Origin of the sequence: Catenulispora sp. GP43 (genome assembly GCF_041260665.1) — a bacterium.
GTDB lineage: Bacteria > Actinomycetota > Actinomycetes > Streptomycetales > Catenulisporaceae > Catenulispora.
This window is the reverse complement of the sequence record NZ_JBGCCT010000024.1, coordinates 165,577-180,064: the sequence shown is the minus strand read 5'-3', so window position 1 is coordinate 180,064 and position 14,488 is coordinate 165,577. Positions and strand designations below refer to the sequence as shown.

The 14,488-nt window shown below is 70.2% G+C and carries 15 protein-coding genes and 2 tRNA genes; 7 read left to right on the top strand and 10 right to left on the bottom strand.

Annotated elements, in window-relative coordinates; genetic code table 11:
* Nucleotides 1–268: 268 nt before the first annotated feature.
* Together ABH926_RS37715 and ABH926_RS37710 are read right to left on the bottom strand one after the other, a co-directional pair.
* Nucleotides 269–342: transfer RNA gene (locus tag ABH926_RS37715), tRNA-Ile, on the bottom strand.
* Nucleotides 343–493: 151 nt separating this feature from the next.
* Nucleotides 494–566, bottom strand: a tRNA-Asn gene (locus ABH926_RS37710).
* Nucleotides 567–761: 195 nt separating this feature from the next.
* On the opposite strand from ABH926_RS37710, the gene ABH926_RS37705 reads away from it, so the two are divergent.
* Entirely contained in the window at nucleotides 762–1,037 is a 276-nt protein-coding gene (locus tag ABH926_RS37705) for a YtxH domain-containing protein (RefSeq protein WP_370370750.1), read from the top strand.
* Between the two features lie 225 nt (nucleotides 1,038–1,262).
* Nucleotides 1,263–2,003 (top strand): SDR family NAD(P)-dependent oxidoreductase, encoded by a 741-nt coding sequence (locus ABH926_RS37700; protein WP_370370758.1) that lies wholly within the window; start codon nucleotides 1,263–1,265, stop codon nucleotides 2,001–2,003.
* A gap of 62 nt (nucleotides 2,004–2,065) precedes the next feature.
* Here ABH926_RS37700 and ABH926_RS37695 read toward each other — a convergent pair whose 3' ends face one another.
* The 3 genes from ABH926_RS37695 to ABH926_RS37685 form a co-directional block, all read right to left on the bottom strand.
* The gene (locus ABH926_RS37695; RefSeq protein ID WP_370370749.1) at nucleotides 2,066–2,521 is read right to left on the bottom strand and encodes an SAM-dependent methyltransferase; all 456 of its coding nucleotides are present in this window, start codon (nucleotides 2,519–2,521) and stop codon (nucleotides 2,066–2,068) included.
* A 46-nt stretch (nucleotides 2,522–2,567) separates the two neighbouring features.
* Complete coding sequence (locus ABH926_RS37690; RefSeq protein ID WP_370370748.1) at nucleotides 2,568–3,257, bottom strand: DUF4352 domain-containing protein; 690 nt, start codon at nucleotides 3,255–3,257, stop codon at nucleotides 2,568–2,570.
* A 94-nt stretch (nucleotides 3,258–3,351) separates the two neighbouring features.
* Nucleotides 3,352–4,113, bottom strand: coding sequence for a GNAT family N-acetyltransferase (locus tag ABH926_RS37685; protein WP_370370747.1), 762 nt, complete (start codon nucleotides 4,111–4,113; stop codon nucleotides 3,352–3,354).
* Nucleotides 4,114–4,233: 120 nt separating this feature from the next.
* On the opposite strand from ABH926_RS37685, the gene ABH926_RS37680 reads away from it, so the two are divergent.
* From ABH926_RS37680 to ABH926_RS37670, 3 genes are all read left to right on the top strand, one after another.
* Nucleotides 4,234–5,172: a hypothetical protein gene (locus ABH926_RS37680; RefSeq protein ID WP_370370746.1), complete on the top strand. Its 939-nt coding sequence runs from the start codon at nucleotides 4,234–4,236 to the stop codon at nucleotides 5,170–5,172.
* A gap of 100 nt (nucleotides 5,173–5,272) precedes the next feature.
* Complete coding sequence (locus ABH926_RS37675) at nucleotides 5,273–5,428, top strand: hypothetical protein (RefSeq protein WP_370370745.1); 156 nt, start codon at nucleotides 5,273–5,275, stop codon at nucleotides 5,426–5,428.
* A gap of 260 nt (nucleotides 5,429–5,688) precedes the next feature.
* The gene (locus ABH926_RS37670) at nucleotides 5,689–7,506 is read left to right on the top strand and encodes an alkyl/aryl-sulfatase (protein WP_370370744.1); all 1,818 of its coding nucleotides are present in this window, start codon (nucleotides 5,689–5,691) and stop codon (nucleotides 7,504–7,506) included.
* A gap of 351 nt (nucleotides 7,507–7,857) precedes the next feature.
* Here ABH926_RS37670 and ABH926_RS37665 read toward each other — a convergent pair whose 3' ends face one another.
* Nucleotides 7,858–8,745 carry an NAD-dependent epimerase/dehydratase family protein gene (locus ABH926_RS37665; RefSeq protein WP_370370743.1) on the bottom strand — a complete coding sequence of 296 codons (888 nt, stop codon included), beginning with the start codon at nucleotides 8,743–8,745 and terminating at the stop codon, nucleotides 7,858–7,860.
* A 172-nt stretch (nucleotides 8,746–8,917) separates the two neighbouring features.
* On the opposite strand from ABH926_RS37665, the gene ABH926_RS37660 reads away from it, so the two are divergent.
* Both ABH926_RS37660 and ABH926_RS37655 read left to right on the top strand, forming a co-directional pair.
* Nucleotides 8,918–9,769: a helix-turn-helix transcriptional regulator gene (locus ABH926_RS37660; protein WP_370370757.1), complete on the top strand. Its 852-nt coding sequence runs from the start codon at nucleotides 8,918–8,920 to the stop codon at nucleotides 9,767–9,769.
* Nucleotides 9,770–9,836: 67 nt separating this feature from the next.
* Nucleotides 9,837–10,145 carry a hypothetical protein gene (locus tag ABH926_RS37655; protein WP_370370742.1) on the top strand — a complete coding sequence of 103 codons (309 nt, stop codon included), beginning with the start codon at nucleotides 9,837–9,839 and terminating at the stop codon, nucleotides 10,143–10,145.
* A 57-nt stretch (nucleotides 10,146–10,202) separates the two neighbouring features.
* Here the strand turns inward: ABH926_RS37655 and ABH926_RS37650 are convergent, their stop codons facing one another.
* The 4 genes from ABH926_RS37650 to ABH926_RS37635 all read right to left on the bottom strand — a co-directional run bounded on the left by ABH926_RS37650 (nucleotide 10,203) and on the right by ABH926_RS37635 (nucleotide 14,408).
* Nucleotides 10,203–10,709 carry a GNAT family N-acetyltransferase gene (locus ABH926_RS37650; protein ID WP_370370741.1) on the bottom strand — a complete coding sequence of 169 codons (507 nt, stop codon included), beginning with the start codon at nucleotides 10,707–10,709 and terminating at the stop codon, nucleotides 10,203–10,205.
* Between the two features lie 65 nt (nucleotides 10,710–10,774).
* Nucleotides 10,775–12,352, bottom strand: a complete 1,578-nt coding sequence (locus ABH926_RS37645) for an FMN-binding glutamate synthase family protein (protein ID WP_370370756.1) — start codon at nucleotides 12,350–12,352, stop codon at nucleotides 10,775–10,777.
* A gap of 23 nt (nucleotides 12,353–12,375) precedes the next feature.
* Nucleotides 12,376–13,791, bottom strand: coding sequence for a GntP family permease (locus ABH926_RS37640; RefSeq protein WP_370370740.1), 1,416 nt, complete (start codon nucleotides 13,789–13,791; stop codon nucleotides 12,376–12,378).
* The gene (locus ABH926_RS37635) at nucleotides 13,791–14,408 is read right to left on the bottom strand and encodes a gluconokinase (RefSeq protein ID WP_370370739.1); all 618 of its coding nucleotides are present in this window, start codon (nucleotides 14,406–14,408) and stop codon (nucleotides 13,791–13,793) included. Before ABH926_RS37635 ends, ABH926_RS37640 begins: the two co-directional genes overlap by 1 nt.
* Nucleotides 14,409–14,488: the final 80 nt, after the last annotated feature.

The window sequence follows — 14,488 nt, the reverse complement described above, 5'->3', positions numbered from 1 at the left end:
GGACCGCCGCCAACAGCAGGCCGCGCTGGTTCTGCAGGATGCGGTAGCGCCATCGGTGCGGCTGGACCTCGACGATGAGGACGGCGATCTGCCGGTCGCTGCAGGTCCTCCAACCCGCTGCCGACCGCCCCACCACCCCAGGCCGGCTCCATGCCGCCGGGCCCGGTGGGCGCGTATCGACCTGGCGTGCCAACCACTTGTCGCACAGAAAGAGGCTCTGACCTGCTGTTTAGCTGGTCAGAGCCTCATAAATTCATTCTGTTAGGAGTGGGGCGTGAGGGACTCGAACCCACGACCAAGGGATTATGAGTCCCCTGCTCTAACCAGCTGAGCTAACGCCCCAAGTGTGAAGTGTCTCGCCGCTCACGACGTTGCTGGGCATCTGCCCGGCGTCGCGGTGGATCAACCCTCCCCGGTGATCGACTCCCCCTACTGACGGCAAACGTCTCCGGGTCGCGTGGATCACCACGTGAGCGGAGACGTTCGTCGTGCGCTCCTGCAATAGGACTCGAACCTATAACCTGCCGGTTAACAGCCGGCTGCTCTGCCAATTGAGCTATGCAGGATCGTTCTCGCGCCGTCGGCCCTTCGCGCTTTCGCGGCTCCGGTCCGGCGGTGCGTGACTAGGTTAGCGCATCCTGGGGGGAGATCCGCAATCCGCTTTCCGGGGCAGGTCGGGGTGGGTGGGGGAACTTCGGTGGGTCGCCCGTCCGTCGTAAGGTCCGTTCGTAGGATCCGGTGGTGTGGGTATTGGGGTTGCCATGAAGGCTGGGACGAAGCTGACGTTGGCCGCCGGACTCGGGGCCGGGTATGTGCTCGGGACGCGTGCCGGGCGGGAGCAGTACGAGAAGATGCGGGCGGCGGTGCGGAAGGTGGCTGATGCTCCCGCCGTGCGCCAGACCGCGAATGTGATCCAGGTGCAGGCGTTCGAGATCACCAAGAACACCGCTACGAAGGGTCGGGAGGCGGTCGGGCACGTCGTGATGACCGTGCGGCACCGGGGGGAGGGTGACGGGGCCGTCGACGACCTCGGGTAGCGCCGCTGGTCGCCGGCGCTGACTGGTGGTCGGCACCGGTGGTCGGTGGTTGGGCACCGGGCGGGCCGTGGGCCCGTGCGGCGATGCCGCGCGGGCTGATCTCGCGCAGGCCGTTCTCGCGCCCGGAAACGGGGTCGGGGCCGCCGGGCTTGACTCTCACACTGGTGGTAAGGATCGATGCTCTCGTCATGGGCTCACAGCGGGCCCGTGACGAGAGGAACGATGATGAAAGACCTGGCCGGCACGGTGGCTCTGGTGACCGGCGGCAGCCGCGGGATCGGCGCCGCGATAGCCCGCAAGCTCGCCTCGCAGGGGGCCGCGGTGGCTGTGACCTACGCGCAGGGCGTCGAGGGCGCTCAGAAGGTGGTCGCGGAGATCGAGGCGGCCGATGGGCGGGCGGTCGCGCTTCAGGCCGACCTGACCACCCCGGACGCCGCGGCGCGGGTGGTGGAGCAGACCGTGCGGGAGCTCGGGGGCCTGGACATCCTGGTCAACAACGCCGGCTTCCTCACCTACGGTCCGCTGGACGGGGTGACGGAGACCGAGCTGGACCGGGTGCTCGCCGTCGACGTCCGCTCGGTCTTCCTGGCCTCCCAGGCCGCCGCCCGGCACATGCGCGAGGGCGGTCGGGTGATCAGCATCGGCTCGTGCTTCAACGGGCGGGTGCCCGGCGAGAACTTCGTGCTGCAGGCGATGGCCAAGTCGGCGCTCGTGGGCCTGACCAAGGGCCTGGCGCGGGAGCTCGGGCCGCGGGGGATCACCGCGACGATCGTCGACCCGGGCCCCATCGACACCGACATGAACCCGGCCGACGGCGACAGTGCCGACTTCCAGCGCTCGCTGACGGCCCTCGGCCGCTACGGCGCGGCCGAGGACATCGCGAACGCGGTGGCTTACCTGGCCGGGCCCGGTGGACGGTACATCACCGGCACGGCGCTGGCGGTGGACGGCGGCTACACGGTCTGACCTGCGAGCCGCCACCACCCCACAGCACCCCCCACAGCGCCAGGCTCAGTAGTGCTCGCGGCTCAGTAGTACTTGCGCATCAGCTCGGTGGCCCACTCCGGCTGGGCCACCTCGCCGATCGGCCCGAACTCCACCATGTACGGCTTCACGTCCAGCACCGGCGTGCCGTCGACGGCGTCGAGCCCGGCGACGTGCACGTCGCGCCCCTCCACCTTCAGCAGCCGGCAGCGTGAGACGCCGATGCGGTTCGGGCGGTTCTTCCCGCGCTGCGCGAAGATGCCGACCAGGGGCCACTCCGTGTTGTTGCGCGGGTGGCGGGCTCCGGTCTGGACCTTGTCCGGGTCCACGAGGTGGAACTGGTACACGACCTCCAGGTGCGAGAAGGCGTCCAGCCCGGCGAGGGCTTCGGGTCCGAAGCGCTCGTCGAGCCGGATCACGGCCGTCTCGCCGCCCCAGTCGTCGTCGCGCGGCTCGGTGCGGCCGCCGACCACCTGGCCGATCGGGATGATGTTGGTCATGCGGGCCAGGATAGGCCGGGGGAGTGTGGCTGGGAGCGGCCGCTGATCAGAACCCCATCGTGATGGAGGGCGGGGTCTGGCTGGCGTGCCACATGTTCCCCTTGAAGATCAGCCGGTAGCCGGAGGCCTTCTGGCTGAGGTCGAAGATGAGCTCGCCGCGGGAGGTGTCGCCGGGGTTCATCTCGTGGTCCTGGAACGCCTTGTCCTTCAGGTCGTCGTCGGCCCCGACCTCCGTCAGGTACGAGGCGTTGGCGCTGTCGCGCATGTCGAAGGCGCCGATGGTGGAGAACATCAGCTGCCCGCCGCTGACGTTGGTGACCTCGAAGTCCAGCAGCAGCCACTCCCTGGTCGGGCCCGGGGTGAAGAACGAGCCGGCCGGCGGGTTGTAGGGCATCGTGGCGGAGTGGATCTTGATCTTGAAGCCGCCCTCGGTGACCGTGTCGGTCAGCTTGTAGACCTGCCCCGCCGGCGCGACGGACGACGAGGTGTCCGCGTCCGGCAGCGAGGTGGAGCCGGTGTCCGACGGTGCCGCCGACGAGTCCTGGCCCGAGGCCGACGTGGAACCGGCATCCGTTGGGAGCGTGGACGTCGCCGAGCCCGAAGCCGTCGCCGTCTGCGAGCCCACCGCTCCGGGCGTCACCCCCTGCGACGCGCACCCCGCCGCCGCCAACGCCACGACCCCCGCCGCGAGCAGAACGCGGACGGGCAGGCGGGATCGCCGAGATTGCACAGCCATTTCTTCCCCCATGTCTGAATATCCCCAAGACGCACCGCGAACAGAGAGACGCGGGCCGACCAAGGCTAGCGGCCCACAGCAGGGTGCTGCCAGGTCATAGCCGCTGGTCGAGGTGGAGCCACCACGTGATCCCCGCGCCGATCTGCCGGAAGCCGCAGGACTCGTACAGCAGCTTTCCCTCCGGAGTCGCGTTGAGCACCGCGTTGCCGGCCCCCGCCGTCGCGGCAGCCGCCACCACCGCCCGAAGCAGCCCGCTTCCGAGCCCCCGCCGCTGAAAGCGCGGCCACACCACCATGTCGAACACGCCGGCCGTCTCGCCGCTCAGATGCGACCACGCTCGGCCGGCGAATCTGCGGCCATTCCGGCTGCCACGGTCGTCGTAGGCGGCGGCGTACCAGGAATGCTGGGGACGGACGCGTGCCACTTTCAAGGTGTCGCGGTACGCCGCGTGCTCCCCGGTGTAGTCGACCGTGTCCTGCTGAAGTTCGATGCGCGGATCGACGGGATAGCCGGGAGCACCGGAAGTGCCGGGAGCACCGAAAGCGCCGACATCAGCCACCGCGGCCGTCATCCACCACGGCTCCCACCCGCGCTCGAACCCCGCGGCCGCCAGAGCCGACGTGTCGACCTCCGTCCCCAGCCACGCACCGATGATCCGGACCCCCGTCTCGCGGGCCCGCTCCACTCCTCGCACGACCGCGTCGGCCGGAATGCGTTGCGGGAACATCAGATTCTGCTCGTCGCCCTCGCGGACCCAGAGCAGCGGCCCGTCGCTCCACGTCTGGCCGCCCAAGGCCGCGGCGCGGCAGGTGAACCAGCAGGTCTGAGCGGCTTCGCAGGCCTCAACCGTCGGCATGCGACCACCGTAGCCGCCGGGGCTGACACCCCTGACACCACCTGGTTCTTTTCGTAACACCGCATGCCTGCCGCGCGTCGAATATCACGCAGGGAGGAACCGAGCCGGAAAGGATGCCACGTGCGCGACGATCTGCCTCACGCGATGCGGGAGACCGCGCGCAAGCTGGAGCCGGACGTCGGACGCCTGGCCGCCGGCGGGGTCTCGCGCGGGACGCGGATGCGGCGGGTGGAGCGAGCCGTGCAGGTCATGGGCTCGGTGCTGGCGGTGGCCGTGGTGTTCGCCGGGGTGGCGCTGTTCGAAAACAGGAACAGGTCCGGCACCGCTTCGCCCGCGACGTCGAACACCCCCGGCAACGGCTTCGCGACCGCCACCGCCACCGCCCCAAGCGCGACCGCCCCGACGACCAATACGCCGAGCACGACCGCCCCGGACGCCACCACGTCCAGCTCCGCCGGCCCCCCGCAGATCTCCGCCGAAGAGCTGGACAGTACCCTGAAATCCTGCCTCTCAGGCACCGGAGTCACCGGCCGCGACTATGCGGCCGCCTCAACCGGGATCACGGTCAGTGCCCAACTCACCGACGGCCCCAACGTCGGCTTCATCGCCATCGACATCGCCGGCCCCGAAGCCGCCCTGCCCGGGCGCGGCACGCCGCAGATCCTCACGGACCAGTCGGTCGTCTACATCTCCACCGGACCGGGAACGTCCGACGGCCGCCACGTCGACAAGACCGAGCTCACCGTGACCCTGGTCCGCCCGGACGGCACGAGCCTGGTCGCCCTGGAGACCAACTCCCCGTCCGAGAAGAACGCCGCGGCTCCGGGCACTCCGTTGCTGCTGGCCGCGAAGCAGGTCATCGCGATGCTGGACAGCCCGGCGTGGGACTCGGCGGCCGCCGCGGCGTCGGCAGCGTCGGCGGCCTCGGCTCAGGGAAACGGCTCCTGGTCGTCCGGCAGGCCGTCGAGCACGATCTCGCCGCAGGACCTCCTGACGACGGCCTCCCCGCCCGCTCCGCCATCTTCGCCCCCTCCGCCCTTCTGGCCGAACCGCCGCTAGCCGCGGACCGGCGGCATCGGCAACTCCTCGTCGACGTCGTACCACCGCTCCTCCAAGCTGGTTCTGGCCGGCCCAGTCCTCCAGTTGGGAGAACAACACCGTGCCGTCGCGCCGTACGACGCCCGGCGAGGCCACGCCGACCGCGACCAGCTGCTCCGCGGACACCCCGGCCAGCGCCAGGCAGCGCCGCGCCGCGTATCGCGCGGCCGACAGCCTCGTCTCGTGGTCGTCCTCGGGTGCGGTCTCGGCCCGGTAGCCGGCGACGGGCGGGCGGCCGATGGGCCGCTCGGCGGCGTCCGGTGACGCTGCCGGCCGCGGTGACTACCACGGCTGCGGATCGTCGTGAACGCGGCGAACACGACATGGGGCAACGTCGCGGTCAACGAGATCGCGGTGTCGTGAGGCGCTGACCCGCTTCGCCGAACGGCGCTCCCCGATGGCGGGGACCACGGCTGCCGATGAGCATGGCGGAGGACGTCCGTCGAGCTCGAGGTCTCTTTCCAGCAAGGAGCAGCCGTGACCGCACAGGGGAGCGCCGATTTCGGCGACCGGACCGATTTCGCCAACGCCGATCGCGGCTTCCTCGCGGCCCCCGAGCAGCGGCAGGTCAAGACGGCCGACGGTACGATCGCCTGGGACTTCGACGCCACGGCGTTCCTGGACGGCGACTGCCCGGACACCGTGAACCCGAGCCTGTGGCGGCAGTCGCAACTGTGTGCGAGGGCCGGGCTGTACGAGGTGGTGGCGGGCGTCTACCAGATCCGCGGCTTCGACCTGTCGAACATGACGCTGATCGAGGGCGACACCGGCGTGGTCGTGGTGGACCCGCTGGTCTCGGCCGAACCGGCGGCCGCCGGGCTCGCGCTGTACCGGAAGGTGCGCGGCGACAAGCCGGTGACCGGCGTGGTCTACACCCACTCGCACATCGACCACTTCGGCGGCGTGGACGGCGTCCTGGAACCGGGCTCGGGCGTGCCGATCCTGGCGCCGGACGGGTTCATGGACGAGGCGGTGTCGGAGAACGTCCACGCCGGCACCGCGATGCTGCGCCGCGGCATGTACTACTCCGGCGCGAACGTGGCCCACAATCCCGAGGCGCACGTGGGCATGGGCCTGGGCTTCGCCGCGTCCACCGGCACCGTGGGCCTGGTCGCACCGACGAAGTCGATCACCGGGACCGGGCAGGAGGAGACGGTCGACGGCGTGCGGTTCGTCTTCCAGCTGACGCCGGGCACCGAGGCGCCCTCGGAGATGAACTTCCTGCTGCCCGATCGCAGGGCCCTGTGCATGGCCGAGAACGCCACCCACAACCTGCACAACATCCTGACGCTGCGCGGCGCCAAGGTCCGCGACGCACGGATCTGGTCGCACTACCTCGGCGAGGCGCTGGACCTGTTCGCGGACGAGGCCGACGTCGTCTTCGCCTCGCACCACTGGCCGACGTGGGGGACGAGCGAACTCCGCGACTTCCTGGAGATCCAGCGGGACCTGTACGCCTACCTGCACGACCAGACGCTGCGCATGATGAACCAGGGCCTGGTCGGCGCCGAGATCGCGGAACTGATCCAGCTGCCGCCGGCCCTGGAGGCGGCCTGGCACACGCACGGCTACTACGGCTCGGTCAGCCACAACGTGAAGGCGGTCTACCAGCGCTACCTCGGCTGGTACTCAGGACACCCCGCGGACCTGTGGGAGCACCCGCCGGTGGAGACCGCGAAGCGGTACGCGATCTGCTTCGGCGGCGTCCCGAACCTGGTCGCCAAGGCCCGCGAGTACGCCGACGACGGCGACCTGCGCTTCGCCGCGCAACTGCTCAAGCACGCCGTCTTCGCCGACCCGGCGAACCAGGACGCGAAGAACACCCTGGCCGACGTCTTCCAACGCCTCGCCCTCGGCGCCGAGAACGCCACCTGGCGCAACTGCTACCTGATGGGCGCCTCCGAACTGCGCGACGGCGTGAAGCCGACCCCGCTCGGAGCCAGCGGCATGGCGGCGGCGATGAGCGTGCCGCAGCTGTTCGACACCATGGCGATCCGCGTGAACGGCCCGAAGGCCTGGGACGCGAAGGCGGTGACGGACTGGCACTTCACCGACCTCGACGAGCACTACCGCCTCACCCTGCGCAACGGGGTCCTGACCTACGGCCCGCAGGAGGCGAAGGCGGGCTCGCCGCCCGCCGACGCGACGTTCACGCTGACCAAGCCGCAGTTCCTCGCGGTGCTGGCGGGCGGCGGGATGGCGGGCGTGACGGTGGACGGGGATGTTTCGGTGCTTCAGACGGTCGTGGGGGTGCTGGACGCGCCGGATCCGGACTTCGCGATCGTGACGCGGTGACGCGTGGAGCCGACCAGAAAGCTTCGAGGGCTGAACAGGCAACCCATGCCGATGACGGCGATGATGACACCTGCCCAACGTTGCCCTTCGAAGTCCAGGGATGCTGATGACCAGGCCGGCGCCGCCGATCGTGGCGCCGACCGGATCCACCTGCCCCATCGAGCTGCGTGACAGGACGCCGTGCCACAGGAACGCGCCGGCTGCGGCCAGTGCGAGACAGGACACGGATATCCACAGAGCCTTGACACCCACGAGGCCACGATAGGGATGTGACGCCCGCCTCGACGATGGTTAGGGGCGACTCGTCGTAGCGAGTTGCCCCTAACCGGGTGGAAACAGGGTTCGTATGTCCTACATCGCTCCCGCGTCCACCGCCTGCCACATCGTCGGGTACAACGGCCGGTAGCCGAGCACCCGGCGCGCCTTGGTGTTCTCCACCATGCCGAACCACGGCTCGGTGACCGGCCGCTCGGTCATCTCCGGCGTCAGCTCGCGGCCCATGTACCGGTAGATCTCGGCGAGGGTGGCGGCCGAGTCGTCGGCGATGTTGAACGCCTCGCCGCTGACGCCCTCGGCCCGCAGCGCCAGGATGAGGCCCTGTGCCACGTCGGCGTGGTGCACCATCTGCAGGCGGCGGGAGGGGTGCCAGTCCAGGGGCCGCTTCATGAACTCCTCGATGTGCGGGTCGCCGTCGCCGTAGACGAAGGCCAGGCGCACCACGCGCAGGTCCAGGCCGCGGTGCGTCCGCAGGTCCTGCAGCGCCTTCTCGGCCGCGATCTTCGAGGCCGGGTACGGCCCGCCCCATGCGATCGGGCCCGGTTCCGTCTGCTCGTTCTGGGGTGCGGTGTGGCCGCCGCCGTAGACCAGGTTCGTGCTGGCGAACACGAAGCGGGTCACGCCGGCCGCCAGCGCGGCCTCGGCCAGGGCCGCCGAGGCGTCGGCGTTCACCGCGGTCGCGCGCTCGGGGGTCGGGGCGTCGCGGAAGGTCGCGGCGAGGTGGATCACGGAGGCGGTGCCGTCGACGACGTCCTTGAACCCGGCGGAGTCCAGCGTCGCCAGGTCGCCGACGACCAGGTCGGCGCCGGCCGCGCGCAGCCGTAGCGCGGGGGCCGACTCCGGGTCGCGGACCAGGGCGCGGACCGCTTCGCCCTGGGCGAGCAGCCTCGGGACCAGGCGGCTGCCGACCGTGCCGGTGGCGCCGGTGACCAGGATCGGCTTGGCGGAAGGGGTGGTGGTCATGGTGTTCGTCTCCTTCGGTGGCGGACCCGTCTTGTGGCCGCCGGTGCTGCGTCCTGTTGACACCCTGAACGTTGCTGCAGGTTGGAGCCGGTGTGCAGAGACCCGCTCATCCTGGGACCGGCGATCCCTGGATAGCTCGCGGCAGGTACGCGATGCTGGATGTGTGCTCAAGATCGATCGCGTCGAACTGTCCGCCTTCCTGCGCACCCGCCGCGAGCGGCTGCGCCCGGAGGACATCGGGTTGCCCGCGAACACCCGCCGCCGCACCGCCGGTCTGCGCCGCGAGGAGGTGGCGATGCTGGCCGGCATGTCGGTCGACTACTACACGCGGCTGGAGCAGGCGCGGGGTCCGCAGCCCTCGGCGCAGCTGCTCGGCGCGCTCTCGCGGGCGCTGCGGCTGACCAAGGACGAGCACGACCACCTGTTCCACCTGTCCGGCCTGATGCCGGAGGACGAGAACCGGATGCCGACCGAGCACGTGCGCCCCGGCGTGCTGCACCTGCTGGACAAGCTCGACGACACCCCGGCGATGGTGGTCGGCGATCGCGGCGACATCCTGGCCTGGAACGCGATGCACGCCGCGCTGATGGGCGACCCCGGCCGCATCCCGGTGGAGCAGCGCAACATCCCGTGGCAGCACTTCTGCAACCCCGACTCCGCGGCGTACTTCCTGCCCGAGGACTTCGTCCGCAACGGGGAGAACACGGTCGCGGACCTGCGGGCCCGTCTTGCCGCCCGCCCCGACGACGCGCGGCTGCGCGCCCTCGTCGAGGAACTCAGGGTACGGAGTCCGCGCTTCGCGGAGCTGTGGGAGCGGCACGACGTGAGGCGCCGCCGCACCGACCACAAGACGGTGCTGCATCCCGTCGTCGGCCGCATCGATCTGGACTGCGAGGTCATGCTCTCCCCGGAGCACGACCAGCGCCTGATCATCCACTCCGCGCGAGCCGGGACCCCGGCGCAGCAGGCGCTTCAGCTGTTGCGGGTGATAGGCACCCAGCGCATGGCCGAGGCGGATGCGTAGCGAAAATACGTCAGCAAACGGAGGGCATGCTCCCGCGAACGGCCGCCCTGCCTATACGGTTGTCAGCATGTTGGTGAGGGCAACGAAGGTCGGCCTGGTCATCGGTGTGGTGCTGGTGGTCGTGGCGGCGTTCTCTATGTATAAGGGCTCGAGTACGGCTCCGACCTGCGACGGCAGGCAGATGTCCGCGACGGACAGGTGCATCACACACTATGCCGACGGCCACACCGTCACCGAGGACTACACGCAGGCCAAGCACTACGACGCGGGGCTGGCCTGGGTCCTGCTGATCGCCGGCCTGGCGGTCGGCGCGGCCTCGGCCGCCGGGTGGCAGCAGCGCCGGCGCGGCTACCGGCTCGGTGTCGGCCAGGCCTGAGTCTGGGCCAGTGCCTAGTGCCTGAGCGTGGGCCTGAGCCCGAGCCCGAGCGTGGGCCTAAGCCCGAGGGTCGGAGTCCGGGTGGTCCAGCGCCCAGACCGTACAAGGCTTTCCCAGGATCTCGTCCTCGCGCCGCGGCGTGAAACCCAGCCGCTCGGCCACCGCGATCGACGCGTGGTTCTCGGCGTGGATCATCGCGGTGATCCGCTTCAGCTCCAGATCGCCGAAACCCCAGTCCAGAACGGCACGCGCGGCCTCGGTCGCGTAGCCGTTGCCCCAGTGCCCGCGCGCGAAGGTCCAGCCGACCTCGGTCTCCCCGAACTGGTCCCACCAGTTGAGCCCGGACCGGCCGATCGCCTCCCCGGTGGCCAGCGACTCGACCACGCACAGGCCGTAGCCGCGGGCCGCCCAGCTGTCCTCGATGTCCCGGAGCCGGGCCTCGGCGCGGTCCCGGGTGTACGCGCCGACGAACTGGTTGACCTCGGGGTCGGCGTGGAGCTCGATCCAGAAGTCGACGTCGGCGGTGGTGGCGGGGCGCAGGCGCAGGCGTTCGGTGGTGATCATCACACCACTGTAGGACGGCTGCCCGGCCGGGGTGGTCTGTGGGCGTCCCAGATTTCCCGAGTGGCTCAGGCTTTCTCGACGGCCCGGAAGGTGTCCGGATCGGCGGCCCGCCAGTCCGCGTCCCACCCCTCGACCGGCTCCGCGAGCAGCTCGCCGGGCCGCAGGTAGCGGTAGAGCTCTGCGTAGGTGCTCGTCTTGCGCTGGCTCACCCGGCGGTGCACCATCTCCGGGCGCAGCTCGTGCGGGCCGGTCAGGCCCATCGCGGCGATGAGCTGCTGGGCCTCGGCGACCGTCGCGGCCTGGAAGCGCTGTACCCGCGTCGCCTTGTCCGGGACGTCCAGGGCCCGGTAGCGCTTCGGGTCCTGGGTCGCGACGCCGACCGGGCAGTGGTTGGTGTGGCACTTCTGTGCCTGGATGCAGCCGACGGCCATCATCATGGCGCGGGCGGCGTTGGTGTAGTCGGCGCCCTGGGCGACGCGCTTCACGATGTCGGTGCCCCGGGCTATCTTGCCGCTGGCGCCGATCCGGATCCGGTCCCGCAGGCCCACGCCGACCAGTGCGTTGTGCACCGTCAGCAGGCCGTGGGTGAGCGGGGTGCCGACGTTGTCCTCGAACTCCAGTGGCGCGGCGCCGGTGCCGCCCTCGGAGCCGTCGACCACGATGAAGTCCGGCGTCACGCCCTCGGCCACCATCGCCTTGCACACAGCCAGGAACTCCCGCCGCGAGCCCACGCACAGCTTGAAGCCGGTGGGCTTGCCGCCGGAGAGCTCCCGCATCCTGGCTATGAACAGCACCAGTTCGCGCGGGGTGCTGAAGACCTTGTGCGACGGCGGGCTGATGCACGTGACGCCCTCCGGGACGCCCCGGATGTCGGCGATCTGCCGGGTCACCTTCGGCCCCGGCAGCACGCCGCCCAGCCCCGGCTTCGCGCCCTGGCTCAGCTTCAGCTCCACGCACTTGATCTGCGGGTCGGCGGCCTTGTCGCGGAACTTGTCGGGGTCGAAGTCACCGTTCGCGGTGCGGGCGCCGAAGTATCCGGAGCCGATCTCCCAGACCAGGTCGCCGCCGCCCTCGCGGTGGTACGGCGAGATGCCGCCCTCGCCGGTGTCGTGCGCGAAGCCGCCGGCCTTGGCGCCCTTGTTCAGGGCCAGGATCGCGTGCGCGGACAAGGCTCCGAAGCTCATCGCGGAGACGTTCAGCAGCGCCATCTCGTACGGCTGCTTGCAGTCCGGGCCGCCGACGAGCACTCGCGGCTGCTCCGGGGTCGGCCGCAACGGCGACATCGAGTGCTCCAGGAACTCATAGCCCGAGGCCTCGACCTCCAGCTCGGTGCCGAAGGCCTGGTCGCCGTGGATGCCCTTGGCCCGCTCGTAGATGACCGAGCGGGTGTCGCGGTCGTAGGGGTGCCCGCCGGTGTTGGTCTCGATGAAGTACTGCTGGATCTCCGGCCGGATGTACTCCATCAGGAACCGCATGTGGCCCAGGACCGGGAAGTTGCGCAGGATCGAGCGCCGGCGCTGCAGTACGTCGTGGACGCCCAGCGCCAGCAGCAGCGCGAACGGGATCAGGGCGAAGAACCAGAAAAGCGAAAACGACGCTGCCCACGCCGAAACCAGCGTGAGCAGCGCCAATGCAGGCAGCATGAGCAGTCCCATGCCGCCGCACACTAGTGCACGAAAGTTCCCAGGATCAGAATGACCACGATCGAGACGCTCGACAGGATCGTCTCCATCGCCGACCACGACTTGAACGTCTGCTTGACGTCCATCCCGAAGAACTCCTTCACCAGCCAGAAGCCGGCGTCGTTGACGTGCGACAGGAACAGCGAGCCGGAGCCGACCGCCAGCGCCAGCAGCGCCGTGGAGGTGTCGTGGTGGCCCGCGGCGATCGGCGCGATGATGCCCGAGGCTGTGACGGTCGCCACCGTCGCCGATCCGGTGGCCAGCCGGATACCGACCGCGATCAGCCAGGCCAGCAGCAGCAGCGAAAGGTGCGAGTTGTTCGCGGCCTTGCCGATCGAGTCGGCGATGCCGGTGCCGACCAGCATCTGCTTGAACGCGCCGCCGGCACCGATGATCAGCAGGATGCCGGCGATCGGGCCGAGCGCGGAGCCCATCACGTCCGAGGCCTTGCGGCGGAAGCCGAGCGCGAACGTCGCGTAGACGACGCCGATGATCATCGCCATGATCGGGTCGCCGATGAAGTCCATCACCTTGTGCGTCTCGGAGGCGGGGCTGCTGTCGGCGATGTCGACGACGGTCTTCACCAGCATGATGAGCACCGGCAGCAGGATCACCGACAGCGTGGTGAGCACCGAGGGGACCGTGCCCTCCTCGCGCTCGGTCACCGTGTACTGCTTCGCCAGGTTCTCCGGCGGGTGCGGGTGCACGCGCTTGGAGATCCAGGTGCCGTACAGCGGGCCGCCGATGATCGCGGTCGGGATGGCGACGATGACGCCGAACAGCAGCGTGGTGCCCAGATCCGCGTGCAGGGCGTTGATCGCCACCAGCGGCCCCGGGTGCGGCGGGATCAGGCCGTGCAGGATCGACAGGCCGGCCAGCGCCGGGATGCCCACGCGCAGGATCGAGCCGCCGGTGCGCTTCCAGACCAGGTAGATGATCGGCACCATCAGGACCAGGCCGACCTCGAAGAACATCGGGATGCCGACGACCATCGCGGCCAGCACCATGGCCCACGGCGCCCGCTTCTCGCCGACCCGGTCCACGATCGCCCCGACCAGCCGGTCGGCGCCCCCGGAGTCGACCAGCATCTTGCCGAGCATCGCGCCCAGGGCCACGATCACGCCGACGTTCCCGAGCACGCCGCCGACCCCGGTCTCGGTCGTCGACAGCAGCTTGTCCACCGGGATGCCGCCGGCGATGCCGACGAACAGGCCGCCGATCAGCAGCGCCAGGAAGGGGTGGATCTTCGTCACCGCGGTCATCAGCACCACGAGCGCGATGCCGGCCAGCGCGACCACGATCAGGCGGGTGTCGTGGCCGGTCCAGGCAGTGGATTTGGCGGCCTTGGTGGCGGCCGCCGCGAATATCGGGTGCGCCGCCGGCGCGGAACCGGAGCCCATCACGCGCCGACCTCCTCGCCGCGCTTGTCGCGCTTGTCGTGCTCATCGCGCTTGTCCTGCTTGTCGTGCGCGGCTTCCACGGCTTGCAGGTTCTCGGCGCGGATCAGGTTCTCCGCGACGGTCAGCGGCGCGTCGCGGTCGTCGACCTTGACGCGCACCGGGTGCTCGTCGTCGGCCGGCGGCTCCAGGTCTCCGAACTGCGAGTCGAGCAACTCCGGCGGGAAGAAGTGGCCGTTGCGCGCGGTGAGCCGGCGGGCCACGGTCTCGCGGTCGGCGTCCAGGTAGATCAGGCGGACCTGCGGGCGCCCCTGAAGCAGACGGTCGCGGTACACGCGCTTGAGGGCCGAGGACGTGACGACGCCGGGCCGGCCCTTGGCGGTGGTCTCGTCGATCCAGTGCCCGATGTTGTCCAGCCAGGGCCAGCGGTCCTCGTCGGTCAACGGGTGGCCGGCGGACATCTTGGCGATGTTGGCCGCCGGATGGAACGAGTCCGCCTCGGCGTACTCCCAGCCCAGCCGTCCGGCGAGCAGCGAACCGACAGTGGTCTTCCCGCTACCGGACACGCCGGTGATGAGCAGGATGGGGGGCTTGGTGCCGGACGGTGATGCGGCATTCACGGTTGCAGTCTCCTTTGACCCCGTACGCGACACCTCGTGGCGCGCCACGCGTCACCGTAGGCCAAAAAGTATGACTATTA

What these genes read in the sequence shown, in the direction of transcription:
- ABH926_RS37705 (WP_370370750.1), top strand. Translation starts at nt 762, where the DNA reads ATGAAGGCTGGGACGAAGCTGACGTTGGCCGCCGGACTCGGGGCCGGG.
- ABH926_RS37700 (WP_370370758.1), top strand. Translation starts at nt 1,263, where the DNA reads ATGAAAGACCTGGCCGGCACGGTGGCTCTGGTGACCGGCGGCAGCCGC.
- ABH926_RS37695 (WP_370370749.1), bottom strand. Translation starts at nt 2,521, where the DNA reads ATGACCAACATCATCCCGATCGGCCAGGTGGTCGGCGGCCGCACCGAG.
- ABH926_RS37690 (WP_370370748.1), bottom strand. Translation starts at nt 3,257, where the DNA reads ATGGCTGTGCAATCTCGGCGATCCCGCCTGCCCGTCCGCGTTCTGCTC.
- ABH926_RS37685 (WP_370370747.1), bottom strand. Translation starts at nt 4,113, where the DNA reads ATGCCGACGGTTGAGGCCTGCGAAGCCGCTCAGACCTGCTGGTTCACC.
- ABH926_RS37665 (WP_370370743.1), bottom strand. Translation starts at nt 8,745, where the DNA reads ATGACCACCACCCCTTCCGCCAAGCCGATCCTGGTCACCGGCGCCACC.
- ABH926_RS37655 (WP_370370742.1), top strand. Translation starts at nt 9,837, where the DNA reads ATGTTGGTGAGGGCAACGAAGGTCGGCCTGGTCATCGGTGTGGTGCTG.
- ABH926_RS37650 (WP_370370741.1), bottom strand. Translation starts at nt 10,709, where the DNA reads ATGATCACCACCGAACGCCTGCGCCTGCGCCCCGCCACCACCGCCGAC.
- ABH926_RS37645 (WP_370370756.1), bottom strand. Translation starts at nt 12,352, where the DNA reads ATGCTGCCTGCATTGGCGCTGCTCACGCTGGTTTCGGCGTGGGCAGCG.
- ABH926_RS37640 (WP_370370740.1), bottom strand. Translation starts at nt 13,791, where the DNA reads ATGGGCTCCGGTTCCGCGCCGGCGGCGCACCCGATATTCGCGGCGGCC.